The 25,304-nt window shown below is 35.6% G+C and carries 24 protein-coding genes and 1 tRNA gene; 23 read left to right on the top strand and 2 right to left on the bottom strand.

What is annotated here, in order from left to right:
* Positions 1–117 precede the first annotated feature (117 nt).
* From tmk to rsmI, 5 genes are all read left to right on the top strand, one after another.
* Entirely contained in the window at positions 118–753 is a 636-nt protein-coding gene (gene tmk / locus MHB61_RS06780) for a dTMP kinase (RefSeq protein ID WP_003131575.1), read from the top strand.
* Between the two features lie 132 nt (positions 754–885).
* A complete protein-coding gene (locus tag MHB61_RS06775) occupies positions 886–1,746 on the top strand; it encodes a DNA polymerase III subunit delta' (protein WP_003131573.1) in 861 nt (286 codons plus the stop codon).
* Positions 1,747–1,797: 51 nt separating this feature from the next.
* Positions 1,798–2,580: a PSP1 domain-containing protein gene (gene ricT, locus MHB61_RS06770; RefSeq protein WP_003131572.1), complete on the top strand. Its 783-nt coding sequence runs from the start codon at positions 1,798–1,800 to the stop codon at positions 2,578–2,580.
* Positions 2,573–2,899, top strand: coding sequence for a DNA replication initiation control protein YabA (yabA, locus tag MHB61_RS06765; protein ID WP_003131570.1), 327 nt, complete (start codon positions 2,573–2,575; stop codon positions 2,897–2,899). The genes ricT and yabA overlap by 8 nt, the downstream gene beginning before the upstream one ends.
* The gene (gene rsmI / locus MHB61_RS06760; protein WP_010905318.1) at positions 2,899–3,774 is read left to right on the top strand and encodes a 16S rRNA (cytidine(1402)-2'-O)-methyltransferase; all 876 of its coding nucleotides are present in this window, start codon (positions 2,899–2,901) and stop codon (positions 3,772–3,774) included. Before yabA ends, rsmI begins: the two co-directional genes overlap by 1 nt.
* Positions 3,775–3,850: 76 nt before the next feature.
* Here rsmI and MHB61_RS06755 read toward each other — a convergent pair whose 3' ends face one another.
* Together MHB61_RS06755 and mvk are read right to left on the bottom strand one after the other, a co-directional pair.
* Entirely contained in the window at positions 3,851–4,042 is a 192-nt protein-coding gene (locus MHB61_RS06755) for a hypothetical protein (protein ID WP_003131566.1), read from the bottom strand.
* Positions 4,043–4,104: 62 nt separating this feature from the next.
* Entirely contained in the window at positions 4,105–5,037 is a 933-nt protein-coding gene (mvk, locus tag MHB61_RS06750) for a mevalonate kinase (protein WP_003131564.1), read from the bottom strand.
* 305 nt (positions 5,038–5,342) lie between these two features.
* Between mvk and mvaD the strand changes: the two genes are divergently transcribed.
* The 18 genes from mvaD to MHB61_RS06660 all read left to right on the top strand — a co-directional run bounded on the left by mvaD (position 5,343) and on the right by MHB61_RS06660 (position 25,283).
* Entirely contained in the window at positions 5,343–6,299 is a 957-nt protein-coding gene (gene mvaD / locus MHB61_RS06745) for a diphosphomevalonate decarboxylase (protein WP_010905319.1), read from the top strand.
* Positions 6,286–7,275, top strand: coding sequence for a mevalonate kinase family protein (locus MHB61_RS06740; RefSeq protein WP_003131562.1), 990 nt, complete (start codon positions 6,286–6,288; stop codon positions 7,273–7,275). The genes mvaD and MHB61_RS06740 overlap by 14 nt, the downstream gene beginning before the upstream one ends.
* 52 nt (positions 7,276–7,327) lie before the next feature.
* Positions 7,328–8,371, top strand: a complete 1,044-nt coding sequence (fni, locus tag MHB61_RS06735; RefSeq protein WP_003131561.1) for a type 2 isopentenyl-diphosphate Delta-isomerase — start codon at positions 7,328–7,330, stop codon at positions 8,369–8,371.
* A 157-nt stretch (positions 8,372–8,528) separates the two neighbouring features.
* Complete coding sequence (locus MHB61_RS06730; RefSeq protein WP_003131560.1) at positions 8,529–9,149, top strand: superoxide dismutase; 621 nt, start codon at positions 8,529–8,531, stop codon at positions 9,147–9,149.
* A 248-nt stretch (positions 9,150–9,397) separates the two neighbouring features.
* Complete coding sequence (locus tag MHB61_RS06725; RefSeq protein ID WP_003131559.1) at positions 9,398–11,752, top strand: carbon starvation CstA family protein; 2,355 nt, start codon at positions 9,398–9,400, stop codon at positions 11,750–11,752.
* Between the two features lie 301 nt (positions 11,753–12,053).
* Positions 12,054–13,394: a DEAD/DEAH box helicase gene (locus MHB61_RS06720; protein WP_003131558.1), complete on the top strand. Its 1,341-nt coding sequence runs from the start codon at positions 12,054–12,056 to the stop codon at positions 13,392–13,394.
* A 3-nt stretch (positions 13,395–13,397) separates the two neighbouring features.
* A complete protein-coding gene (locus MHB61_RS06715; protein ID WP_003131556.1) occupies positions 13,398–13,982 on the top strand; it encodes a YdcF family protein in 585 nt (194 codons plus the stop codon).
* A 155-nt stretch (positions 13,983–14,137) separates the two neighbouring features.
* Positions 14,138–14,884 carry a MurR/RpiR family transcriptional regulator gene (locus MHB61_RS06710; protein WP_003131554.1) on the top strand — a complete coding sequence of 249 codons (747 nt, stop codon included), beginning with the start codon at positions 14,138–14,140 and terminating at the stop codon, positions 14,882–14,884.
* A gap of 241 nt (positions 14,885–15,125) precedes the next feature.
* Complete coding sequence (locus MHB61_RS06705; RefSeq protein WP_003131553.1) at positions 15,126–15,452, top strand: PTS sugar transporter subunit IIB; 327 nt, start codon at positions 15,126–15,128, stop codon at positions 15,450–15,452.
* A gap of 84 nt (positions 15,453–15,536) precedes the next feature.
* Positions 15,537–15,887, top strand: coding sequence for a PTS lactose/cellobiose transporter subunit IIA (locus MHB61_RS06700; protein WP_003131552.1), 351 nt, complete (start codon positions 15,537–15,539; stop codon positions 15,885–15,887).
* 90 nt (positions 15,888–15,977) lie between these two features.
* Entirely contained in the window at positions 15,978–16,709 is a 732-nt protein-coding gene (locus MHB61_RS06695; protein ID WP_003131551.1) for a MurR/RpiR family transcriptional regulator, read from the top strand.
* Positions 16,710–17,000: 291 nt separating this feature from the next.
* Positions 17,001–18,338, top strand: a complete 1,338-nt coding sequence (locus MHB61_RS06690) for a PTS sugar transporter subunit IIC (protein WP_003131550.1) — start codon at positions 17,001–17,003, stop codon at positions 18,336–18,338.
* Positions 18,339–18,419: 81 nt separating this feature from the next.
* A complete protein-coding gene (locus MHB61_RS06685; RefSeq protein ID WP_003131549.1) occupies positions 18,420–19,856 on the top strand; it encodes a 6-phospho-beta-glucosidase in 1,437 nt (478 codons plus the stop codon).
* A gap of 285 nt (positions 19,857–20,141) precedes the next feature.
* Positions 20,142–20,423, top strand: a complete 282-nt coding sequence (locus MHB61_RS06680; RefSeq protein WP_003131548.1) for a hypothetical protein — start codon at positions 20,142–20,144, stop codon at positions 20,421–20,423.
* 157 nt (positions 20,424–20,580) lie between these two features.
* A tRNA-Cys gene (locus MHB61_RS06675) sits at positions 20,581–20,651 on the top strand.
* 133 nt (positions 20,652–20,784) lie between these two features.
* Positions 20,785–22,749, top strand: a complete 1,965-nt coding sequence (ligA, locus tag MHB61_RS06670; RefSeq protein WP_003131547.1) for an NAD-dependent DNA ligase LigA — start codon at positions 20,785–20,787, stop codon at positions 22,747–22,749.
* A gap of 152 nt (positions 22,750–22,901) precedes the next feature.
* The gene (locus tag MHB61_RS06665) at positions 22,902–23,930 is read left to right on the top strand and encodes a diacylglycerol kinase family lipid kinase (RefSeq protein ID WP_010905327.1); all 1,029 of its coding nucleotides are present in this window, start codon (positions 22,902–22,904) and stop codon (positions 23,928–23,930) included.
* 216 nt (positions 23,931–24,146) lie between these two features.
* Positions 24,147–25,283 carry an ABC transporter ATP-binding protein gene (locus MHB61_RS06660; protein ID WP_003131545.1) on the top strand — a complete coding sequence of 379 codons (1,137 nt, stop codon included), beginning with the start codon at positions 24,147–24,149 and terminating at the stop codon, positions 25,281–25,283.
* Positions 25,284–25,304: the final 21 nt, after the last annotated feature.

Raw genomic sequence — 25,304 nt, 5'->3', positions numbered from 1 at the left:
AAATCAAGTAAGCTGTTTCAGTTATATTATACAATTTTTAGTAAAATTACGCAAAAAGAGACCCTATTATTTTTAGAAAAAAGATAAAATATTTGTTTTTTTGGTATAATAGAGGCTATGAATGGAATTCTAATTTCCCTTGAGGGACCCGATGGAGCAGGAAAAACAACGGTTTTAAAAGAAATTTTACCTGAAATCCAAAAAATGAAGCGCGAAATTGTCCCAACTCGTGAACCAGGCGGTGTTCGAGTGGCGGAAGAAATTCGCCAAATTATTCTTGATCCAAAGAATACAGATATTGATTCTAAAACCGAGTTAATGCTTTTTGCGGCGGCGCGTCGTTTACATATGCAAGAAAAAATGTTGCCAGCTTTACAAGCGGGTAAAGTTGTCATTGTTGACCGATTTATTGATTCATCTGTCGCCTATCAGGGGTATGGCCGTGATTTGGGTGTCGAAGTTGTTGATTGGCTTAACTATTTTGCAACAGATGGGTTGAAGCCTGATTTGACGCTTTATTTTGATGTTGATACGGATGTTGCCCTTGAGCGAATTATGAAAAATCGAGCTGATGAGGTAAATCGTTTAGATTTGGAAAGAGCTGAGATGCATCGTAAAGTTCGTGAAGGTTATTTGGAGATTGTTGTAAAAGAACCTGAGCGTTTTGTAAAAATAGATGCAAGTCAACCTTTAGAAAAAGTGGTAGCTGATACACTTTCCGTCCTCAAAAAAAGATTTGTCAGTGAATTTTAAAGACAATTTAATCTGTCAGCAAAATTAAGAATGCTAAAAAATACTTACATTTTTCAAAAAATGAGGATGTTAAATAGTTTTTTTAATTTTGTTATTTAGACTAGATTTGGTAAATATTTAGAAAGGTTTCTTGTGGAAATAAAAGATATTCAGCCTCAACTTTATAAGCAGTTCTCAACGATTTTGCAACATGGAAAATTAAGTCATGCTTATTTATTTTCAGGGGGATTTGGTTCTTTTGAATTAGCAATCTGGCTGAGCCAAGCCTTATTTTGTGAGAATCCTGAAAATGCTTTGCCTTGTGGTCATTGTCGTTCCTGTCGTCTTGTTGCCCAACAAGAATTTACCGACTTACATATCGTTGAACCTGATGGACAAACGATTAAAACAGCACAAATTCGAGAACTGACACAAGTTTTCAATGAATCTGGTTATGAGGGAAATCAACAAGTGCTTTTAATTAAGGAAGCTGAAAAAATGCATCCTAATGCAGCAAATGCTTTATTGAAATCAATTGAAGAACCAGAAACAGAAATTGTTGTTTTTTTACTGACAGACAATGAAAATATGATTTTACAAACAATAAAATCACGGACACAAATTATTAATTTTCCAAAAAATGTTCAATACTTACAAGATTTTTTGGAAAAGAATGGTATTTTAAAAACACAAGCAGAACTTCTTGCGGAAATCTGTAATTCGACTGACAAAGCATTAGAATTAGCTCAGCAGAGCTGGTTTAACGAAGGGCTTCAAAGACTTCAACAATTTGTAAAACTTCTAAAAACATCTGCTGACGAGGCGTTCTTGTATTTGAAAGAATTAGTCGAAATTTTTGATGACAAAGAAAAACAAAATCAAGCGTTTGAACTTTTATTACAACTTTTTAATCAAGAAAGAATGAGTCAGGAACTTTTAAAAACATTTCAGGCAATAAAAATGTGGAAAAGCAATGTCCGATTTGAGTCAAGTTTAACTTTTCTTGTTTTATGAAACTTGTCAAACTTATCCTTTGATTGAAAAATCTTATATCAGGAGAATATTATGATTTATGAAATAAAATTTGCACATGGCGAATCAAATGTATTTGCAATAAGTGATATAGAACTTGCTCCACAAACAGAAGTTATCCTTCGTTCAGATAAGGGAAACTTTTACGGAAAAATTGTACGTGAAATTTCTGAAGAAGCGAATCTTGAAATTCACCACACGATTGTGCGTGAAGTAAATGAGGATGATCTCCAAGTTATTGCAAAACTTGAAGAACGTTCTAAACAAGCCAAAGATAAAGTTCGCCAACTTGTCATCGAACAAGGTTTGGAAATGAAAATTATTGATGTTGCTTATAATTTCGACCAAATGCAACTTTTTATTTCGTTTACAGCAGAGAATCGTGTTGATTTTCGATTGCTTTTGCGTGAGTTGGCAACAACTTTTAGAATTAGGATTGAACTTCGCCAAATTGGGCCAAGAGATGCGGCTAAAATTCATGGTGGACTTGGACCTTGTGGACGTCCTTTGTGCTGTTCTGAGTTTGTTTATGAATTTCCAAATGTTTCAATCAAAATGGCCAAAAATCAAAATCTATCTTTGAAACAAAATGAATTGAACGGTCTTTGCGGTCGTTTGATGTGCTGTTTAACTTATGAAGATAGTTTTTATAAAGAAGCCCAACAACTTTTCCCAGATTTTGGTGAGTTTGTAACTACCTCAGAAGGAAAAGGAAAAGTTGTTGGCTTAAATGTTTTAAAAAATAGAGTAAAAATCCGCTTTGGAGAATATAGCAAGGATTTTGAACTTGCAGAAATTGAGGTGAATCATGGCTGATAAATATGATGTTTTCGACCAACTGGGAGAACTTGAAAATACATTAAATACCACATTAACGCAAATTTCAGGAATTCGCCAAGTGCTTGAATCATCAATGACTGAAAATGCAACCTTACGCATGGAATTAGAAAAATTGCGTGACCGTTTGGCAGAATTTGAGAAAAAAGAAGTTAAAAAAGAAACGCCTAAAGACCAGCCAAATCCTAACTTGATTCAAATTTTTAATGAAGGTTTCCATGTTTGCCATCTGCATTATGCAGAACGATTGGCTGAAGGGGAATCTTGTTTAGATTGTTTGGAGCTTTTGTATCGCTGATGGAAAATAAATTTAGTATTCAACGGTCATTTAAAGGCCTAAAAACTGCTGGAAGTCTTTATTTGGTTCCAACACCAATTGGCAATATGCAAGATATGACTCTACGTTCTCTTGAAACTTTGAAAACTGTAGATTTGATTTGTTCAGAAGATACGCGAAATACTTTGCGCCTTTTAAACCATTTTGAAATTAAAGTTCCGCAAGAGTCGTTTCATGAACATAATTCCCAAGAAAAAATTCCTAAATTAATTGATTTTTTGAAAAAAGGACAATCTATTGCACAGGTTTCTGATGCTGGAATGCCTTCAATTTCTGACCCAGGCCATGATTTAGTTTTAGCTGCAATTGATGAAGGAATTGATGTTATCGCTCTTCCTGGTGCCTCAGCAGGAATTACTGCCTTGATTGCCTCAGGATTAGTTCCTCAACCTCATATTTTTTATGGCTTCCTTCCTAGAAAAAAAGGGGAGCAGCAAAAGTTCTTGAAAAGTAAGCTTTCTTATCCAGAAACACAAATTTTCTATGAGAGTCCTTTTAGAGTTGGGGATACTTTGGCTAACATGCAGGAAATTTATGGGGATAGAGAAGTTGTTTTAGTTCGCGAATTAACGAAGATTTATGAAGAATATCGTCGTGGTAAGATTTCAGAGGTTTTAGAATCTTTAACAGACCAACCAATAAAAGGGGAATGTCTAATTATTGTTTCAGGAGCGGATGAAGTGGCTCAAGAAGTTCAAGAGCCAGAATTGACAGCGCTCGAAGCAGTTAAAGTTTTAGTTGAACAAAGTGTAAAACCCAATGTTGCCATTAAACAAATTGCTAAAGAACGAGGTCTAAATCGTCAAGAATTATATGCAGAATTTCATGATTTATAAGCAAAAAGTTACTGACAGGCAGTCTGTCAGTAACTTTTTTATATTTTTGATTGATTAACATTTCTGTCAGTAAAATTTAACAGTGCCCGTCAACATTTTCGTTAATCCATTTTTGATTTTCCTCATCAAAAATTCTTAAAGAATGTTGTGAACGTACAAAATCAATGATTTCTTTACGATTTAGCTTTGTTTTACTGACAGCCGAGCCAACAGTAACAATTTCCATTTTTTCGATGAGTGATTGAAGAATTTCGTATTGATTTTCCATAAGTTATCCTTAGTGCAAATTGATAGATTCATTATAACAAAAAAAGATGGTCATCAACCATCTTAAAATGAGTAAATCCAAGTATTTTTAGCGCCATTTTTTAGAAGACGTTGACTGATACGAATAGCATCTTTTTCATTTTCAGCAAGGGCAACCATGACGCCACCTAGCCCTGAACCAGTTAATTTAGCACCAAGTGCACCATTTTTACGAGCAGTTTCGACTAAATTATCTAGACGTGGATGAGAAACTCCCAAATCAGATAATCTTTCGTGAGCTTTATTCATGACATGACCAAATTCTTTGAGTTTGTCTGTCATCAAAAAATCTTTTGAATCGGTCGCTAATTGACCTAAATGATTAATTGAATCTTGTGTTTTTTCTTTTTCTTCAACAAGTTTTTCGCGAACAATATTGATGGCTTGACTCGTAAAGCCGTGAACACCAGTATCGCCAATCACGATAAAGCCATGAAGATTGAGTTCAAAGGGTTCAATTGTGCTGTCTTTAATAAACCACAAAGGGTGTTCAGAATTTACAGTTGCCACATCAATTCCAGAAGATTTTCCGTGAGTAATATTTTCTGAAAAGTTGGCATAAAAGAGTAAATCTTTTTGCGGAAGTTCAGCATCAAAGAAATCATAAAAAGCTCTGATAATGGCAGTTGCCAATGAAGCAGAAGCTCCCAAGCCACGTCCTTGAGGAATATTTGAATCAATTTCTAAAGAGAATGGCATTTTTGATGAATGAAATTTAGAGAGTAAGCGCATAATGAGTTGACGAATTCCTTCAAATTCATCTCCCATTAAATCAAGTCTTCTACGAAATTCGTTATTTTCAATGTATTGGCCATATTTTGATGAGGTAATTGTCACTGTAGTTTTAAGAATTGTTACAGGTAAGGCAATTGCTGGCTGACCATATACAACGGAATGTTCTCCAATTAAGATTAGTTTGGAATGGGCAATTCCCGTCCCCATTTTATTGATAGTCATTATTAACAATTCTCCTGCTAGATTAGTTTCTCATTTTGAAAATGTGAACTGCAAATTAGCATATTTTGGTTAAATTAAAGTCTTATCGAAGGAAAAATTCGATAAACTTTTTCCAATATCATAATTATGAATACAAAAACGTACCTGACAATTTTATAAAATTTCCTCTTGAAAATCAAGTTTTTGTTTCTCTTTTGGCTGTAAATTCATCATTTAGTCTGAAAAAATGTATTTTTTAGTGTAAAAAATAACTTATTGAAATGATAGGAGAGAAGAAAGAATCAAATTTTTGATATAATAGTTTCATGAAAAATATTGTTACTGCAAGGGCGCATACAAATATCGCCTTGATTAAATATTGGGGAAAAGCGGATATCGCTCTAAATATTCCAACAACCTCTTCTTTGTCAATGACTCTGGAGCCATTTTATACAACAACCTCTGTTGAATTTACTGACAATGAGTCTGATTCCTTGATTTTGAATTCTGAAGTGGCAGATAGCAGCCGTGTCAGTCAATTTTTGGAAATGATGCGTGGACAATATGGAAATTTCCCTAAAGTAATGATTCAATCAGAAAATCATGTGCCAACAGCTGCTGGTTTGGCTTCAAGTGCTTCAAGTTTTGCTGCTCTGACAGCTGCTATGTTTGGACTTTTAGATTTAGAAAAAGATGATTCAGAAATGTCACGAATAGCTAGACGCGGTTCAGGGTCGGCTTCTCGGTCAATTTTTGGAAATTTTTCAGTTTGGAATAAAGGAGAAGATCATCAATCTTCCTTTGCGGAATCTTTTTACAACGAAGATATTGGTCTTTCAATGATTGTTGCTGAAATCTCTGCTGAAAAGAAAAAAATGTCGTCAACTAAGGGCATGCAATTGGCACAAACTGCACCAACTTACAGTGCTTGGGTTGAAAAATCGGCCATTCAACTGGAAGAAATGAAGCAGGCCATTTTAAATGCTGATATTGAAAAAGTTGGTCTAGTTGCTCAGGATAATGCATTAGGTATGCATGAACAAAATCGTCTCTCTAATCAACCTTTTGATTATTTCACGCATGAAACAAGACACGTGATTGACTTTGTGAATCAGGCTTATCAATCAGGATTGCTTGCTTTTGTGACTATTGATGCCGGTCCAAACGTCAAAATTATTACTGACCACGCGACTGAAAAAGTTCTCTTAGCTAAATTACAAGCGGAATTTCCAGAATTAACATTTGATATCGCACGTGCTGGGGGCGCTTATGAATATCTCTGAGAAAAAAATGTCAATCAAAGTGCCAGGAAAACTTTTTTTTGCGGGAGAATATTCGGTCACAAAAGAAGGAAACCTCGCCCTTATCACAACAATTGAAACAAATTTTGAAGTAAGAATTTCAGCTACTACAGGGAAATCAATTTTCAAAACAAATGTTGGACTATCTGATTTTGAATTTTCTTTGTCTAAAATTGAATTTACTAAAGAAAATCCGTGGAATTTTGCACTGACAGCTTTAAAAAATACTTTGTCAGCTGCTGACAGCTTTGAAAAAAAATCTGTCAGTAAAATTTTATCATCATCTCCAGAAATTTCTCTTGAGATTGTCAGTGATTTAGGCTTTGGTGAAAATAAAAAAGGCTACGGCTCAAGTGCTTCAGTCGTTTGTGGTCTAGTTAATGCAGTCAATCAGTTTTTTGATTTCCAGTTGTCACTTGAAAAACGTTTTGAAATTGCCGCAAAAACACATTTTGAAGTTCAAGGCTCAGGTTCAATGGGCGATATTGCTGCTATTATGTATGGTGGTTCTGTTTTTTATCAAAATCATAAGCGAGTCATACCTCTCGAAATTCCTTGGGCAACTTATGTGGTTCAAACAGGAAAAGCGGCAAAAACGAGTGAAAAAATAAAAATAAAGCTTTCTGATGAATTTTATCAAGCTTCAAATGAGCTGGTCATTGAATTGGCAACGGCGATTGACATTCAAGATTTTGCTTTATTCAAAGAAAAGTTATCAGAAAATCAACTTTTGCTTTTGGAGAATATTCCAGAAGGTTATATGACTAAAGAATTAGCTATTGCTTTAAACTTACTCAATAGCTATCCTGAATTTGCTGCTAAAATCTCTGGGGCCGGTTTTGGGGAGAATATTATTTTATTTGCTCAAAATACCCAAGCTATTGCTGAAGTCCAAAATAAATTATCGGAATATGGAATCAATCTTGAAAAATTTAAGGTTGCTCAAAAAAATAACTGAGATAAGTCTGCTAAAAAGCAGAGTTAGATTTTAATGAATTGAGAAATAACTGATGAAAACTGAAAAAGAAATCCATCAACATCGTAAAGATGAACACTTATCGTTAGCTTATAAATATTGGCGTGAAGAAAAAAATCAGACCTCGGGCCTGACTTTTTCTGATAGTCGAATCATTCCTAATAGTTTGCCAGAATTATCTACTAAAAAAATCAACTTTTCATCAGAAGTATTTGGACAGAATTTTGAATTTCCTTTTTATATTGAAGCGATGACTGGTGGAACAGAGCGAGCAGATAAAATCAATGCTCAATTAGCAGAAATTGCGAAAAATCAACATTTAGCCATGGCGGTCGGCTCTCAATCGATTGCTTTGAAATTTCCAGAACTAGCTGCTGGTTTCAGTGAAGTTCGTAAAATACACTCTTCTGGTTTTCTTTTTGCCAATATCGGCGCAGGTCATTCTCTAGAAAATGCCAAGCGAGCGGTGGATATGATTGAGGCAAATGCTTTAGAAATCCATGTCAATACAGCGCAAGAATTGCCAATGGATGAAGGAGACCGTGAATTTTATTGGTTAGAAAATATTAATGAAATTGCAAGTCAATTAGAAGTTCCAGTCGTTGTCAAAGAGGTCGGTTTTGGAATATCACAAAAAACCTTTAAAGCACTCGCAAAAACATCTGTCTCAGGAATAAATATTGGGGGAGCTGGCGGAACTAATTTTGCTTGGATTGAACGTAAACGGAGTAAAAATGGTTTTAACTTGGATGAATTTGGTTTGTCAACGCTTGAGAGCCTTTTAGAAGCTAAAATGGCTGATAATAGAAAAAGTTTGATTGCAACAGGTGGAATTACTTCGGCTCAAGAGATTTTTAAATCTTTAATTTTAGGGGCTGATTTGTCAAGTTCTGCTGGTTTTATCTTGAAAAATCTTATGCAAACAGGGCCTGAAAAAGTAGAAGAAGTTATTGAACAATGGAAACAAGATTTGAATAAATTATTTGTTTTAACTGGTTCAAAAAATATTGAAGAATGTCGAAAGGTTGAGCTCCTTTACTCGACTAATATGCTTAATTTTATCCAACAAAGAAAATAATAAATTACAAATCAAATCATTTGGCAATGGTTTCAAAAACGACTATAATGAGAATAGAATTAAAAAAATAAACTAACTGAATTCATTCTCAATCTAGTCAAAATACCAAAGTATTAAGACTTCAAAATGGGTTCACATCTTAAAAGGAGAAATTACTATGGCATTTACATTACCTGAACTTCCATACGCGCCAAATGCGCTTGAACCTTTCTTTGACGAAGCAACAATGCGTTTGCATCATGGAAAACATCATCAAACTTATGTGAATAATCTTAATGCAGCAATTGAAAAACATAATGAACTTGATGACCTTAGCCTTGAAGAATTATTGACAGATTTGTCAGCAATTCCAGAAGACATTCGTACAGCTGTTCGTAACAATGGTGGTGGTCATTTGAACCATAGTCAATTCTGGCTTTGGCTTCGTCCAAACACTGACGGTTCTGAAAACCATGCTGACGGCGAAATTGGGGATGCAATTGCGAAAGAATTTGGTAGTTTTGAAACTTTCAAAACAGAATTTAAAGCTGCAGCCACAGGTCGTTTTGGTTCAGGATGGGCTTGGTTAGTTGTTGATGAAGCTGGAAAATTGAAAGTTGTATCAACTGCAAATCAAGATAATCCAATTTCTGAAGGGTTGACACCAGTTTTAGGACTTGATGTTTGGGAACATGCTTACTATCTTAAATATCACAATGTACGTCCTGATTACATTGAAGCATTCTTTAACCTTGTAAACTGGGATAAAGTTAACGAACTTTATGCTAAAGCAAAATAAAATGATGAATGAGGCTTTCCTTTAAGGAGAGCCTTTTTTTATTTTAGAGAAACCTTTTTTAATGTTAGACTATTCTTTTGGAAATTTATCTTATTTTTACAAAAAGATGTTTTAAGGAGATTTTTTTAAACTTAAATGTTTATATTTTTGATTAAATAGTGCTAAAATATTATTGTAGTCGGTTACATTTTTGTTTTAAAAAATATGGAAGGTCAAATGCATTAATAATTGCATAGGAATAGAGGATTATGAAAGATATTGGAAACTCTTCAAACTTTACCGAAGAAGAAGAGCTATTTTTGTTGCGAAATAAACAAGGAAAAATTGTCGGAATTAAAGATTTAAAGCAGGCAAATTTTCAAGAAACAATGAAAGACTGGAAAAAACATTTACCAAAACCTAGTCTTCTATCAATTATCATTTGGGTGGCGGTCGCTTTACTAGGTGGTCTTGCTTGGTCGTTGATTGCTCTGGCTCAAGGAGAGACGATTAATGCGATTTGGTTTGTTATTGCAGCAGTTTGTTCTTATTTGATTGGCTATCGTTTTTATGCTTTATATATTCAACGTAAGATTATGCGTCCAAATGATTTACGGGCAACTCCTTCGGAAAGCCATAATGACGGAAAAGAATTCGACCCAACCAATCGAGTTGTTTTATTCGGTCACCATTTTGCTTCAATTGCTGGAGCTGGGCCTTTGGTTGGACCAGTTTTAGCGGCACAAATGGGTTACTTACCAGGGACAATTTGGATTATTTTCGGAGTTATTTTTGCCGGAGGGGTACAAGATATGCTTGTTCTCTGGTATTCTCATCGTCGTCGAGCAAAATCTATTGGGGCAATGGCTCATGATGAAGTTGGCAGATTTGCTGGTGGCTTGACTTCATTTATTGTATTTATCATGACAATGATTGTTCTTGCTGTTTTAGCTTTGATTTGTGTGACGGCGATGGCAAATTCTGCTTGGGCAGTCTTTTCGATTGGGATGACCATCCCAATTGCCTTGTTAATGGGAATTTATTTGAAATATATTCGCCCAGGGCATGTGAATGAAATTTCAGCGATTGGTTTTATTCTCCTTTTAGTTGCTATTTTTGGTGGCCGTTGGGTTTCGGAATCTTCATTTGCGCATATTTTCATGCTTTCGCCAACTGCTTTAGTTTGGTGGGTCATGGGCTATACTTTTATTGCAGCCATTATCCCCGCTTGGATTTTACTTACGCCTCGTGATTACTTATCCATGTTTATGAAAATAGGTACAATTGCTGTTTTAGCAATAGCTGTAGTTGGTGTGCGTCCAGATGTTACGATTCCAGCTCTGACTAATTTTGCACATAATACAGATGGTCCTGCTTTTGCTGGTTCCCTCTTTCCCTTCTTATTTGTTACGATTGCCTGTGGAGCCTTGTCTGGTTTCCATGTAATGATGTCTTCTGGAACAACGCCTCATTTGATTGCTAAAGAGTCACAAACGCGAATGATTGGTTATGGTGGGATGCTCTTTGAATCATTTGTTGCTATTATGGCTTTAGTCGCTGCGATTTCTCTTAATCCTGGAATTTATTATTCTATGAATACCCCTCAAGCTAGTATTCAAAAACTCGCAGCTTCAAGTTATCAAGCAGATAAAAGTGCCGAATATAATGCTGCCAAAGCAATTCCAAATGTAGCCATGATGCCTGATGGTTCAAAACTCAGTATTGACTGGGAAGGAACGACTGGTGAAAAAGCACTTGAGCAAGTGGCAAAAGATGTAGGTGAACAATCAATCGTTTCACGGACTGGTGGTGCACCAACTTTAGCCGTTTCAATGTCAAATATTCTACATAAGGTTCCACTTATTGGTGGGACAAATATGATGGGATTCTGGTATCATTTTGCGATTATGTTTGAGGCGCTCTTTATCCTGTCAGCTGTTTCAGCGGCAACAAAATCGACTCGTTATTTACTTAATGATGCCCTGCGTGGCTTCAAAAAATTAGGTCGCTTAGGTGATGATGATTGGTTACCTAGTAAAATTATAACGACAGCAGTGATTGTTGGAGTTTGGGGTGCTTTGCTTTTGATGGGCGTTTCTGATCCGAATGGTGGAATAAAAATCATGTATCCGCTCTTTGGGATTTCTAATCAATTAATTGCGGCGGTAGCTCTGGCTATTGTTTGTGTCATGGTTATCCGTAAAGGTTATCTTAAATGGGTTTGGATTCCAGCACTTCCTTTAGTTTGGGATGTTTGTGTAACTTTTGCGGCCAGTTGGCAAAAAATCTTTTCAAATGATGTCAATATTGGTTACTTTGCTTCTTATTCAGCAGCAAAAGCCCAAGTGGCTTCTGGTAAATTATCTGGTCTAGCATTAACGAATGCGCAAGCAACCATGCGTAATACAATGATTCAAGGAAGTCTGTCAGTCATTTTCTTACTTTGTGTGGCTATATTATTAGTCATCTGTGCCTTTAAAGTTGCTAAAATTTTAAGAACAAATGAAGTTGGTGATAAATTTAGCTCAGAAGAAGTTTTTGAAGAATCAAATCTTTTTGAAACTTCAAGTTTCTGGCCTAGTAAGCTTGAACATAAGGTTTTAAAAAGTAAAGTTAATGAATAATGGAAAATAAAAGTTACTGACAGGATTTCTGTCAGTAACTTTTTATTTATAATATAATCACTGACTTCAACGTTGAACAGCTGTCAGTAATTTTTTCTAATTTTAGCGCCATCAGTAAATTTTAAAAATAAAAATGCTGACAGATTTTAAAAATGAGTTTAAATAGTGGCAAGAACTGGTTTCTTAAATGTTTTTTTTCTGATATAATAGAAAAAAGTCCCTTCCATGGATAAATCAGCAAAAACAGAGATTCGTCATTTTTTAAATGAAACGAATAATCCTCAACAAATGAAAGAAAAAAATGAAATTTACAGACTTTAATTTTAAAGATTATATTAACCAAACGTTAGAGAATATCAAATTTGAAAAACCAACTGAAGTACAAGAAAAATTGATTCCAATTGTTCTCTCAGGCCGTGACCTGGTAGGGGAATCAAAAACTGGTTCAGGAAAAACACACACTTTTTTACTCCCAATTTTCCAAAAAATTGATACTGATCTTGATGAAGTGCAAGCAGTCATTACGGCTCCTTCACGTGAATTAGCTACTCAAATTTACAAAGCAGCTCAAGAATTTACAAAAGTTAATGACAAGCTTCGTGTTTCAAACTTTGTCGGTGGGACTGATAAGGCCCGTCAAATCAAAAAATTGGAATCATCACAACCACATGTCGTAATTGGAACACCAGGTCGAATCCATGACTTAATCAAATCTAATGCTTTAATTGTGCATACTGCTAATACTTTTGTTGTCGATGAAGCGGATATGACACTTGACATGGGATTTTTGGCAGATGTTGACCAAATTGCTTCAAGTTTTGGTAAACGTGTACAAATGCTCGTTTTCTCAGCAACTATTCCTCAAAAACTTCAACCATTTTTGAAAAAATATTTGCATAATCCTGTCATGCAAAAAATCGCCAATAAGACAGTAATTTCAGATACAATCGAAAATTGGCTTGTTTCTACCAAAGGAAGTTCTCATAATCAACTTTTGCTCCAATTGACAAAAGCAACGAATCCTTACATGGCAATGATTTTTGCCAATACCAAAGGTCGTGTTGATGACATTCATCATTTCTTGACAAGTAACGGACTTAAAGTTGCAAAAATTCATGGTGATGTACCGCCACGTGAACGTAAACGTATCATGAATTCAATTAAAAATTTGGATTATCAATATGTTGTGGCAACCGATATTGCCGCGCGTGGAATTGATATTGAAGGTGTGTCACACATTATCAATGATGAAATTCCAAAAGATTTAACTTTCTTTGTTCACCGAGTGGGCCGTTCTGGCCGTAATGGATTACAAGGAACAGCCATTACACTCTATAGTCCTTCTGATGATTCAAGTATTCGTGAGATTGAAAAAATGGGTGTTACATTCCAGCCAAAAGCTATTAAAGATGGTGAAATTGTTGATTCTTATGACCGTGACCGTCGTGAAAAACGGACGAAAAAACAAGATGAAATTTCAACAAAAACCATTGGTGCCCTTAAAAAAGGTAAAAAACACGTTAAACCAGGTTACAAACGTGCAATTAAATGGCAAATTGAAGAAGATAACAAGAAAAAACGCCGTGCTGAGCGTAATAAAAATGCCCGTAAAACACGTGATTCTCGTAAACAAAGTTTCTAATTAATGAAAAAGACTTTTAAGATTATAGGCGCTTTTGTTGGTCTGATTCTTTTGATTCCAGTAATTTGTCTTGCTTTGATTCTCAGCAAATCTACTGACAGAACTGCTGAAAACTCCACAGACATTAAAACAATTTTAGTCCTTGGCTCACGAATAAATCAAAATAAAAAACCAGCCAAGATTACTCAAGAGCGGCTAGATGCAGCGCTCTTGCTTGCTAAGAATAATCCGCAAGCCAAAATTATTGTGTCTGGAGCAAAAGGAGCTGACGAGCCTGTTAGTGAAGCTTTTAGTATGAAAAATTATCTGATAACTCATCATATTAGGGCTGACAGAATTATTAGTGAAGATAAGGCGGGTGATACCGCGGAAAATATCGCTTATTCCAAAAAATATTTTGACGGAAAAACTGTGATTGTCACTAGCGATTTTCATCTTTACCGAGCCTTGTATCTAGCAAAACAAGAAGGTGTAAAAGTAGAAGGCTTTGCTGCAAAGACAAAAGTCAATAATCTTTTTTATTATCCTAATTATTACGGTCATGAAATTCTTGGCTTAATCTATGCTTTCGTTTTTGGAAAAGGCTAAGAAAATTTCAATTATTATAAGGATAAAAGCTGTCAGTAATTTTTACTGACAGCTTTGCTAAAATTTGGCAAATCCTTTCAAACAATGATTCTGTCAGTAAATTTTTAAAAGAATTTGTGGCGGAGCTAAATATTTCCAAATACGGAGAGTAAAAAATGATGTTTCTACCCGAACAAATCAGTAAACTTAACGAGCTTGAAACGCTAGTTTTTGATTTTATCATTAAATCACCTGAAGAAGTCCAACAAATGACGATTCGTGATTTAGCAAGTCAAGCCCATGTTTCAACTTCGACAATTGTCCGACTATGTACAAAACTTGGTTTTGAAGGTTGGTCTGATTTAAAATTTTACCTCAAAAATCAACTCAAAGAAAAAACACCAGAAGAGCAACATTATGATAATATGCTCGAATTCAACATGTTTTTACGTCGAATGAATACAGATAATTATCAGGCAAAACTCAATAATGCTGCACAAATGATTGCTAAAGCTGATTATACCGTGTTTTTAGGTTTAGGAACATCTGGTTCATTAAGTGAGTATGCTACTAAATATTTTGTAAATACTGGATTACGAAGCTTCGTTATTTCTGACCCGTTTCAAGCTGTTCAAGTTCAGGGAATGGGAAATGTTGTGGCAGTAATCATGTCTGTGTCAGGTGAAACAGAACAAGTTGTTAATAAAGAATTGGAGTTTAAAGCGGGCGGAGCAAAAATTATTTCGATTACAAATAATGAAGATTGCACCGTTGCTAAACTTGCTGATTACCAACTCTCGTACAGTCTTGTTAACGAATGGTCCAAACAGTATCCGTTAGGAAATCTGACCACGCAACTCCCAGTACTAGCTATTTTAGAAATTTTAGCTCATAAATCGATTGATTATCATCTTAAAAAATAATAAATTTGTTCCAAAAAGAGAAACAAATATTTCAAAAAGCCACTATTTGATAGTAGCTTTTTTATTTTATGCCATAAAAGTCGCCTAAAGGTTGCTATAAAGCGAAAAATAAACTAATTAACAAATTATATAAAGCACTTTCAAAAAATAGATAACGCTTGCATTATGAAAATGAAAACGTTATAATTATTTTTATAAAGAACGTTAAATTATAAAACGTTAAGAATAAGGAGAAATAATTATGGCAGATAAAGTTATTGCACTTGCATGTGCAGCCGGTATGTCAACATCACTTTTGGTATCAAAAATGCAAAAAGCAGCAGCAGATAACGGGAAAGATTACGAAATTTTCGCAAAATCAACAGCGGATATTGATAACATGCTTGCCGGAACAGGCTCACCAAAACCTGACGTTCTTCTTTTAGGCCCACAAGTTGCCTTCATGAAAGGTGAAGTTGCTAAAAAAGCTGAAATCGCTGGTGTGCCAATGGACGTTATCAAAATGCAAGATTATGGAATGATGCGCGGAGATAAAGTTCTTGCAGCAGCTGAAAACTTGATGAATTAAGGTTTGAAAATTTCAAACTTGTGAAAGAGCGAAAGCTCTTTTACTATGTAAAAATCTAAGCAAAGAGAAATGGGAAGATAAGAAATGACTGATAAATACGAGAATCCAACAAGTGATGACTACATGGGTGTTGTAATGGGCATTATCATGAGTGGAGGAAATGCCAAAGGTTTAGCCTTCCAAGCCATTCAACAAGCCAAAGCTGGTGAATTTGCCGAAGCTGAAAGTTCATTAAACGAAGCGAGTGAACAACTTCGTGAAGCACATGATGTTCAGACTGACCTTTTGACACGTTTAGCTCAAGGCGAAAAAATTGGTTGGAATCTTTACATGGTTCATGCTCAAGACCACTTAATGAATGCGATTACCTTTAAAGACCTTGCTGTAGAAGTTGTCGGTCAAGAACAACGCCTGCAAGCACTTGAAAACAAATAATATAGCTCCTAGCTTATTAGAAAAGCAAGATTAAAAGTTGCGGAGACGCAACTTTTTTCTAACCAAAAAGTTTAAAGAAGAAAGGAGAGAATGATGAGTTTTTTTGGAAATGTTGACTTTCAAAAATTAACCTACACGGAAAGAACTTGTTATAGTTATTTACGAGATAATGTTGATAAAATTCCTTATATGCGAGTCCGTGATATTGCTCTGGAAGCACATGTTGTAACTTCTAGCGTCATGCGCCTCATTCATAAAATGGGTTATGATTCATATACAGATTTTAAAGAGTACATTATTGATAAAAAAGAATTGGAAAAAGGAAGCTCAAATACGGCAATTCCTTTTTCACTAGATATTTTCTCTAACGATATTGAACAACGTTTGGATAATCTGGCACATCGAGTCATTGAAAGTGACAATATCATTTTTACAGGAGTAGGTTCCAGCGGTTTAATTTGCGATTATGCAGCTAGAAGATTAGCGGGAGTTGGAATTAATACCTTTTCATTTAGTGATGTGACTTATCCAATTGCTTCAAAATTACAAAATACAACCAACACTTTAGTAATTGCTTTATCCATCTCTGGGGAAACGAATGAAATCATTGAAGTACTGACCAGTCTGCGCTCTAATAAAGATGTCTATATTTCATGTATCACACCAAAATTGAATTCAAGTATTGCTGAACTGAGCGATTTTGTCCTTACTTATCGAATTAATGAACACCGAATCAATACGCATTATGATTTGACGAGTCAATTACCAACAGTTTATTTGACTGAGCGTTTAACAGATTTGGTTTATCAATTATCAAATTAAAAAGCCAAATTGGCTTTTTTATCTGCTCAGCCGTTCCTAATCATTTGATGGATAAAACAAAAAAAGTTAAATTGAGATAACAAATATAATTTGAAAGGCTAATTTTCGCAACCTTAAAGGAAACTTATATGACATTTTTGGCACATTAGTCTTCACGAGTGGTACAGAACCAAAGTTTTGGAAAAACAAGAAACCGCTTTCTTTCTTTTGCTCTTTAGTGTTATAATGAAAATGTAGAAAAGATGAACGTGAAACCAGTTCATCAAAAAAAGTAAAGGAGACTGTTCAACCATGAACAATTTTATTCAAAACAAAATCATGCCTCCAATGATGAAATTTTTGAATACCCGTGCAGTCACGGCAATCAAAAATGGTATGATTTATCCTATTCCATTTATCATTATTGGTTCAGTATTCTTGATTCTTGGTCAATTGCCATTCCAAGCAGGCCAAGACTTCATGAACAAAATCAAATTGGGCCCACTCTTTTTACAAATTAATAATGCTTCATTTGGTATTATGGCCTTGCTTGCCGTATTCGGTATTGCTTACGCGTGGGTTCGAGATGCAGGTTATGAAGGAGTTCCTGCTGGTTTAACTGGTATTATCGTTCACATCTTGTTGCAACCAGACACAATTCATCAAGTAACATCTGTTACTGACCCAACTAAAGTTTCAACTGCTTATCAAGTAGGGGGAGTAATTGACCGAGCTTGGTTAGGTGGGAAAGGGATGGTTCTTTCAATCATCGTCGGACTCTTAGTCGGTTGGATTTACACTGGCTTTATGCGTCGTAACATCACAATTAAAATGCCAGAACAAGTTCCAGAAAACGTTGCGGCATCATTCACTTCACTTGTTCCTGCAGGAGCAATCATTGCCTTAGCTGGAGTTGTTCACGGAATTACAACAATCGGATTCAACACAACTTTCATTGAATTAGTTTATAAATGGATTCAAACTCCATTACAACACGTAACTGATGGTCCTGTCGGCGTCTTCGTTATTGCCTTTATGCCAGTATTTATCTGGTGGTTCGGTGTTCACGGAGCGACAATCATCGGTGGGATTATGGGACCATTGCTTCAAGCCAACTCTGCTGACAATGCTGCCCTCTATAAAGCAGGACATCTCAGTCTTTCAAATGGAGCCCACATCGTTACACAATCATTCATGGACCAATACTTGACAGTTACTGGTTCTGGTTTGACCATTGGTTTGGTTATCTTCCTCTTAGTGAGTGCAAAATCAGTTCAAGGTAAAACTTTAGGACGTATGGAAATTGGACCTGCAGTGTTCAATATTAATGAACCAATTCTCTTTGGTCTTCCTATTGTCTTAAATCCTATTCTTGCAATTCCATTTATCTTAGCACCATTGATTTCAGGAATCTTGACTTACTTAGTGATTTATCTAGGAATCATTCCACCATTTAACGGAGCTTATGTTCCATGGACAACACCTGCAGTTCTTTCAGGATACCTTGTAGGTGGCTGGCAAGGTATGGTTTGGCAAGTTATTATCCTTGCATTGACATCACTTCTCTACTGGCCATTTGCCAAAGCTTATGACAATATTCTTCTTAAAGAAGAAGCTGAAACAGAAGCTGAAATTAATGCTGCTGAATAATAGCAAATTTTAGATGAGCTCAAGAATTCTTGAGCTTATCTTATTAAAAATGTTAATTCTAAAAATTTAAAAGGAGAAATTATGACTTTAAAAAAAGACTTCCTCTGGGGAGGAGCAGTTGCTGCACATCAACTTGAAGGAGGATGGAATGCCGGCGGAAAGGGAGTTTCTGTTGCTGATGTCATGACAGCAGGGAGCAATGGAGTAGAGAGAAAAATCACAGATGGGGTAATTGAGGGAGAAAATTATCCGAATCATGAAGCTATTGATTTTTATCATCGCTACAAAGAAGATATTGCACTCTTTGATGAATTGGGATTAAATTGTTTTAGAACTTCCATTGCATGGACTCGTATTTTTCCAAATGGAGATGAAGCGGAACCTAATGAAGAAGGTTTGCAATTCTATGATGATTTATTTGATGAGTGTTTAAAACATGGGATTGAACCTGTAATTACTCTATCTCACTTTGAACTTCCTTATCACTTAGTGACAGAATATGGTGGCTTTCGTAATCGTAAACTCATTGATTTCTTTGTCCATTTTTCAGAAGTCGTAATGAATCGTTATAAAGATAAAGTTAAATATTGGATGACTTTCAATGAAATCAACAACCAAGCAAACTATTTGCGTGATTTTGCACCATTTACTAATTCTGGTTTAAAATTCCCAGAAGGAGCAAGCGAAAAAGAACGTGAAGAAATGATGTATCAAGCGGCTCATTATGAGTTGGTTGCTTCTGCCAAAGTTGTCGCTCTGGGACATAAAATCAATCCAGATTTCCAAATTGGATGTATGATTGCCATGTGTCCGATTTATCCTGCAACTTGTAAACCAGAAGATATGATGGCTTCAACCGTTGCTATGCAACGTCGCTATTGGTTTGCAGATGTTCATGTTCGCGGACATTACCCAAGCTATTTAAAAGCCTATTTTGACCGTAAGGAATTTAAACTTGATATTCTTGATGATGATTTGAAAGCATTGGAAGAAGGAAAAGTAGATTATATTGGTTTTTCTTACTACATGAGTTTTGCAATTAAAGACCATGGTAAAGCTCCTACTTTTGATTACAATGAAGATAAAGATTTAGTCAAAAATGAATATGTTAAAGCTTCTGAATGGGGCTGGCAAATTGATCCTTTAGGATTACGTTATGCAATGAATTGGTTCTATGAACGTTATGAAAAACCACTCTTCATTGTTGAAAATGGTTTTGGTGCTGTAGATGAAGTTGAAGCTGACGGAAGTATTCATGACCCTTATCGAGTAGATTATTTAAAAGCTCATATAGAAGCAATGAAAAATGCTGTAGATTATGATGGAGTTGACTTAATGGGTTATACTCCGTGGGGCTTTATTGACCTTGTTTCTGCTGGGACAGGTGAGATGAAAAAACGCTATGGCGTCATATATGTAGATAAGGATAACGAAGGAAATGGGACATTAGAACGTTCGAAAAAAGACTCCTTTACTTGGTATCAAAAAGTTATCGCAACAAATGGTGAAGAACTTTAAAAATAAAAGACACGAAAGTGTCTTTTTATTTTTATTGGAATGTAAAGAAAACACTCCAAAAGTGGAAAAAGTAGTATAAAGGGTACGTAACTGTATTTTATTAATTTTTTGGTGAACTTTAAAGCTTAATAAAGTAAAAATATCAGATTATAAGTTATTTTCATGTAAAAAACGTTTCCGATATGAAAAGAACAAGGGTTAAATTTCCAACTAGCTTTTGACAAATTTGTTCATTTTGCTAAAATATCTTTACTGAGTAGTTCATGTGTAACAGAAAGGGGTTTTATGCAAGCAAAATATAGGGGACAGCTTGTAGAAGTCTGGAAAATTTCGCATCGACCAATTCATGAAATATGGGTTAGGCAGGCTTTTGAACAAGAACGGCTTTCTTGGAATGAATGGAATAAAAACGTTTTAAATTTTGAGTCAATTTCAGGAGATTTGGCTTTAGTTGGCGATTTTTTGATTCAAAAAGATGGAAGAAGATTTCATGTTGTCAGCAGAGAAAATGTTCAGCGGGATTTGGTCTTTATGGACACAGAAACAAATTTTAAAATTGGTAATTAAAACAGAAAAGTTGCATAGCTCAAGTCATTTTTTATTGATTTGGAGTTAGTAAATGATTATTAAAGCCTATCAGTCTTGATTTAAATGATTTAACAGGAAGTAGAGTGAGCTCATGCTTGCCATAAATTTATTTTTCCGCTATAATAGTTAATGTTGTGGCGGCGTAGTGAAGTGGTAACACATGGCTCTGCAAAAGCTTAATCGTCGGTTCAAATCCGACCGTCGCCTTAATAAAAAAAGATACTTGCTTGGAAAAGCAAGTTTTTTTGTTTTAAATTACATCATTTTTTTAATAGAAATTTGCCTTTTTGATGTGCTTCGGTAATCATAATGACTGGTCTTTTGTGTTAAAATAGGAGCTATGAATATCGAGTCAAAAATAAAAGAGCTTACGGAAAAATTAAATCAGTATGCTTATGAATATTATACTTTAGATGAGCCTTCGGTAGAAGACAGTGAGTACGATCGACTCTATCAAGAATTGGTAAAATTGGAGGCTGAAAATCCACAACTAACTAGAGCGGATTCTCCAACGCACCGAACAGGTGGGGTTATTTTAGATGGATTTGTTAAATTTAGACACCCTTATAATCTCTATAGTTTAGGGGATGTTTTTTCGCGTGAAGAATTAGCAGTTTGGGAAGAACGAGTCCGCAAGGAAATTGCTAATCCAGAGTATATTTGTGAATTAAAAATTGATGGTCTTTCATTGTCTCTTTATTATGAGAATGGTTTGCTTATGACTGCAGCGACTCGGGGCGATGGAACAACGGGTGAAAATATCACAGAAAATGTGAAACGGATCAAAGATGTTCCTTTAAAGCTTAAAGAAGCAATTGATATTGTGGTACGTGGTGAAGCTTATCTTCCACGTAAGAATTTTGCTAAACTGAACAAAGAGCGTGAACTTGAAGGAGCAACTCCTTTTGCTAATCCAAGAAATGCGGCAGCTGGAACTTTACGTCAACTTGATACAAAAATAGTTGCCAAACGTGGTCTTGCAACTTTCCTTTATCAAGAAGCAAGTCCAGCAACCAATGACACTCAAGAAGAAGTCTTAGAATATTTTGAAGAACTTGGTTTCCAAGTCAATCCTGAACGTAAATTTGCTCGAAATATGGATGAAATTTGGGAATTTATTGAAGAGGCTACCCGTCTGCGTGACGAACTCCCCTATGACATTGACGGGGTTGTTGTAAAAGTTAATAATCTTGCTGAGCAGGAGGAATTAGGTTTTACGGTTAAGGCACCGCGCTGGGCGATTGCTTACAAATTTCCAGCTGAACAAGCAGAAACAGAAATTTTGTCTGTTGACTGGACTGTCGGTCGGACAGGAGTTGTCACCCCAACAGCAAATATGACCCCTGTTCTTTTAGCACAGACAACGGTTGCTCGAGCAACTTTGCACAATGTGGACTATATTGAAGAAAAAGATATCCGTATTGGTGATCATGTCTTGATTTATAAGGCAGGGGATATTATTCCGAAGGTTGGGAAAGTACTTTTGGACAAACGCCCAGAAGGTCTTGAAGGCTTAGAAATTCCAACGAAATGTCCAGAGTGTGGTTCGGAGTTAATTCATTTTGAAGATGAAGTGGCTTTACGCTGTGTTAACCCCTTATGTCCGGCGCAAATTCGGGAAAAACTAATTCATTTTGCTAGTCGTGATGCTATGAATATTGTGGGCTTAGGCCCGTCAGTCATTTCACAACTTTTTGATAAAAAATTGGTGGCTGATGTTGCTGATTTATATCAATTGACGATTGAAGATTTACTGACATTAGATAAGGTCAAAGAAACATTGGCTCAAAAAATTGTGTCAGCAATTGCGCAGAGTCGTGAAAATTCGGCGGAAAAATTATTATTTGGTTTAGGAATTCGTCATGTTGGTGGTAAAGCGGCTAAATTACTTTTGGAACGTTTTGCTAATCTTCGAGCGCTTTCTAAAGCAACAGAAGAAGAAATTTCTGAAATTCCATCTTTAGGTGGGGTCATTGCTACGGCTGTCGTTTCTTATTTTGAAACTGACGGAGCAAAAATTTTACTGGATGAACTTGAAAATGCTGGTGTAAATTTTGATTATTTAGGGGCTGTTAATATTGAAGGAATATTATCAGGTAAGACAGTTGTCTTAACTGGTAAATTGACGACTTTGAAGCGCTCAGAAGCAAAAGAAAAATTGGAAGCGTTGGGAGCAAATGTTTCTGGTTCTGTTTCTAAGAAAACTGATTTGGTAGTCGCCGGAGAAGAAGCAGGTAGCAAACTGACAAAAGCTCAAGACTTAGGAATTGAAATCTGGTCAGAGCAAGATTTGCTTGATTTATAAACTAATTTGTATTGAATATTACTGACAGACTTTAGTGAGAGCGTAAATTTACTGACAGAAATTTGAACTTTGGTTCAATTGGTGGGGTCACTCTTTTGGGAGTTTGTCAGTAAATTATTTTTAAGAATGGATGAGAGAAGGTTTCGGAGAAAATGATGAAGGCGAGATTGATTTACAATCCGACATCGGGTCAAGAAATTATAAAAAAATATATTGCAGATATTTTGGATAAATTAGAGCAATATGGTTATGAGGCCAGTGCTTATCAAACCACAGCAGAACAAGATTCCGCAAAAAAAGAGGCGGCAAGAGCAACAGAAGCTGGCTTTGATTTAATCATTGCGGCTGGTGGTGATGGTACTATTAATGAAGTTGTAGCTGGAATTTCTCCTTTTGAGAAACGTCCTCAATTAGCTATTGTTCCAACGGGAACGACAAACGACTTTGCTAGGGCTTTAAAAATTCCAAGAGGAAAACCGCTTGAAGCGATTGAAATTATTGGTAAAAATCAGATTCTAAATATTGATGTCGGTCATGCCGTAATCAGAGAAACACAAGATGAACAGTATTTTATTAATATCGCTGCTGGGGGCGGTTTGACAGAACTTACTTACAGTGTTCCCAGTCATTTAAAAACGGCTTTTGGTTATTTGGCCTATTTAGCAAAGGGTGCAGAACTTTTACCTCGTGTGCGTAAAGCACCGGTTCGTGTTGTTCATGATGAAGGCGTATTTGAGGGTGATATTTCAATGTTCTTTGCCGCACTTACTAATTCAGTTGGTGGCTTTGAAAAGATTGCACCTGATGCTAAATTAGATGATGGACTTTTCACACTGATTTTGGTGAAAACAGATAATCTATTTGAACTTATTGCTTTACTTGCGATTGTAGCTAATGGAAAACATTTGGATGATGTTAATTTGGAATACATTAAAACAAGTAAAATAGAAATCGAAGCCTTAGGCGGTCAAAAAATTCTTCTTAATTTAGATGGAGAATATGGTGGAGATGCTCCAGTTCAATTTGATAATCTCAAAGGTCATTTGGATATGTATGTAAATCTTGATGAAATCAACGATGACCATTACCTTGGAGACGAAGAAACCTTGGCATTAGAAGCAGTTGCGCAAAAATTTGCCGAAGAAGCCAATAAAATTAAAGACGAAGATGAAGAAGATTAAAAAGTTACTGACAGATCTGTCAGTAACTTTTTCTGTCAGTAAAATACGACGGCTCGGAGCATTTTAGTTGAGGCTAAGAGAATTGTCAACTACATTAATAATTCTGTCAGTAAAATGTGCAACTTGTAAAATTAATTTAGGCAAATCACTGATTGAAAACAGAAAACGTTTACAGTAGAATAATATTAAAGAACAAATGTTATTAGAGGAGAAAAAATGACAACACTCAGTTTAGACAAAATCTACAAAAAATATCCCAATGCGACGCAATACGCAGTTGAAGATTTCAACATTGATATCAAAGATAAAGAATTCATTGTATTCGTTGGTCCTTCAGGTTGTGGTAAATCAACAACATTGCGAATGGTCGCTGGTCTTGAAGATATTACCGAAGGTGAATTTAAAATTGACGGTAAAATCATGAATGATGTCGCACCAAAAGATCGTGATATTGCCATGGTTTTCCAAAACTATGCGCTTTATCCACATATGACCGTTTTTGATAACATGGCCTTTGGTTTGAAACTTCGTAAGTTCAAAAAAGATGAAATTAAACGTCGTGTTGAAGAAGCTGGAACAATTCTTGGTCTTTCTGATTTGCTTGACCGTAAACCTGCTGACTTATCAGGTGGTCAACGTCAACGGGTAGCAATGGGACGTGCGATTGTCCGTGATGCCAAAGTTTTCCTCATGGATGAACCTTTGTCAAACTTAGATGCTAAACTTCGTGTTTCAATGCGTACAGAAATTGCAAAAATTCACCGTCGAATTGGAGCGACAACAATCTATGTAACCCATGACCAAACTGAAGCGATGACTCTTGCTGACCGTATTGTTATTATGTCATCATCACCAAACTCTGATAAAACAGGGACAGTTGGTCGTGTTGAACAAATCGGAACACCACAAGAGCTTTATAATGAACCTGCTAATAAATTTGTTGCCGGTTTTATCGGTAGTCCTGCGATGAACTTCTTTAATGTCAAAGTTGCTTCTGGAAAATTAACAAATAATGAAGGTTTGAATATGGACCTTCCAGAAGGAAAAGCAAAATTGCTTAAAGAACAAGGGTATGAAGGAAAAGAAGTGATTCTTGGAATTCGTCCAGAAGACATTCAAGCAAGCAATTTGGCACAACAAGCCTATCCAAATCAAACAATTGAAGCTGAAGTTGTCGTTTCTGAACTTCTTGGAGCAGAAACTATGCTTTATCTTAGAGCTGGTTCAACTGAATTTGTTTCTCGTGTTGAAGCGCGTGATTTCCGCAATCCAGGAGAAAAAATTACAGTGGCTTTGAACCTAAACAAATCACATTTCTTTGATGCTCAAACTGAACATCGCATCATTGATTAAAATTTACGCCCTCTTATCTCT

It is taken from the genome of Lactococcus sp. FSL K6-0773, assembly GCF_038006485.1.
GTDB lineage: Bacteria > Bacillota > Bacilli > Lactobacillales > Streptococcaceae > Lactococcus > Lactococcus lactis.
This window is presented reverse-complemented; position numbering and strand designations above follow the sequence as displayed.

Coding starts and splice junctions, on each gene's coding strand:
- tmk (WP_003131575.1), top strand. CDS start 118: ATGAATGGAATTCTAATTTCCCTTGAGGGACCCGATGGAGCAGGAAAA.
- ricT (WP_003131572.1), top strand. CDS start 1,798: ATGATTTATGAAATAAAATTTGCACATGGCGAATCAAATGTATTTGCA.
- yabA (WP_003131570.1), top strand. CDS start 2,573: ATGGCTGATAAATATGATGTTTTCGACCAACTGGGAGAACTTGAAAAT.
- rsmI (WP_010905318.1), top strand. CDS start 2,899: ATGGAAAATAAATTTAGTATTCAACGGTCATTTAAAGGCCTAAAAACT.
- MHB61_RS06755 (WP_003131566.1), bottom strand. CDS start 4,042: ATGGAAAATCAATACGAAATTCTTCAATCACTCATCGAAAAAATGGAA.
- mvk (WP_003131564.1), bottom strand. CDS start 5,037: ATGACTATCAATAAAATGGGGACGGGAATTGCCCATTCCAAACTAATC.
- mvaD (WP_010905319.1), top strand. CDS start 5,343: ATGAAAAATATTGTTACTGCAAGGGCGCATACAAATATCGCCTTGATT.
- MHB61_RS06740 (WP_003131562.1), top strand. CDS start 6,286: ATGAATATCTCTGAGAAAAAAATGTCAATCAAAGTGCCAGGAAAACTT.
- fni (WP_003131561.1), top strand. CDS start 7,328: ATGAAAACTGAAAAAGAAATCCATCAACATCGTAAAGATGAACACTTA.
- MHB61_RS06730 (WP_003131560.1), top strand. CDS start 8,529: ATGGCATTTACATTACCTGAACTTCCATACGCGCCAAATGCGCTTGAA.
- MHB61_RS06725 (WP_003131559.1), top strand. CDS start 9,398: ATGAAAGATATTGGAAACTCTTCAAACTTTACCGAAGAAGAAGAGCTA.
- MHB61_RS06720 (WP_003131558.1), top strand. CDS start 12,054: ATGAAATTTACAGACTTTAATTTTAAAGATTATATTAACCAAACGTTA.
- MHB61_RS06715 (WP_003131556.1), top strand. CDS start 13,398: ATGAAAAAGACTTTTAAGATTATAGGCGCTTTTGTTGGTCTGATTCTT.
- MHB61_RS06710 (WP_003131554.1), top strand. CDS start 14,138: ATGATGTTTCTACCCGAACAAATCAGTAAACTTAACGAGCTTGAAACG.
- MHB61_RS06705 (WP_003131553.1), top strand. CDS start 15,126: ATGGCAGATAAAGTTATTGCACTTGCATGTGCAGCCGGTATGTCAACA.
- MHB61_RS06700 (WP_003131552.1), top strand. CDS start 15,537: ATGACTGATAAATACGAGAATCCAACAAGTGATGACTACATGGGTGTT.
- MHB61_RS06695 (WP_003131551.1), top strand. CDS start 15,978: ATGATGAGTTTTTTTGGAAATGTTGACTTTCAAAAATTAACCTACACG.
- MHB61_RS06690 (WP_003131550.1), top strand. CDS start 17,001: ATGAACAATTTTATTCAAAACAAAATCATGCCTCCAATGATGAAATTT.
- MHB61_RS06685 (WP_003131549.1), top strand. CDS start 18,420: ATGACTTTAAAAAAAGACTTCCTCTGGGGAGGAGCAGTTGCTGCACAT.
- MHB61_RS06680 (WP_003131548.1), top strand. CDS start 20,142: ATGCAAGCAAAATATAGGGGACAGCTTGTAGAAGTCTGGAAAATTTCG.
- ligA (WP_003131547.1), top strand. CDS start 20,785: ATGAATATCGAGTCAAAAATAAAAGAGCTTACGGAAAAATTAAATCAG.
- MHB61_RS06665 (WP_010905327.1), top strand. CDS start 22,902: ATGATGAAGGCGAGATTGATTTACAATCCGACATCGGGTCAAGAAATT.
- MHB61_RS06660 (WP_003131545.1), top strand. CDS start 24,147: ATGACAACACTCAGTTTAGACAAAATCTACAAAAAATATCCCAATGCG.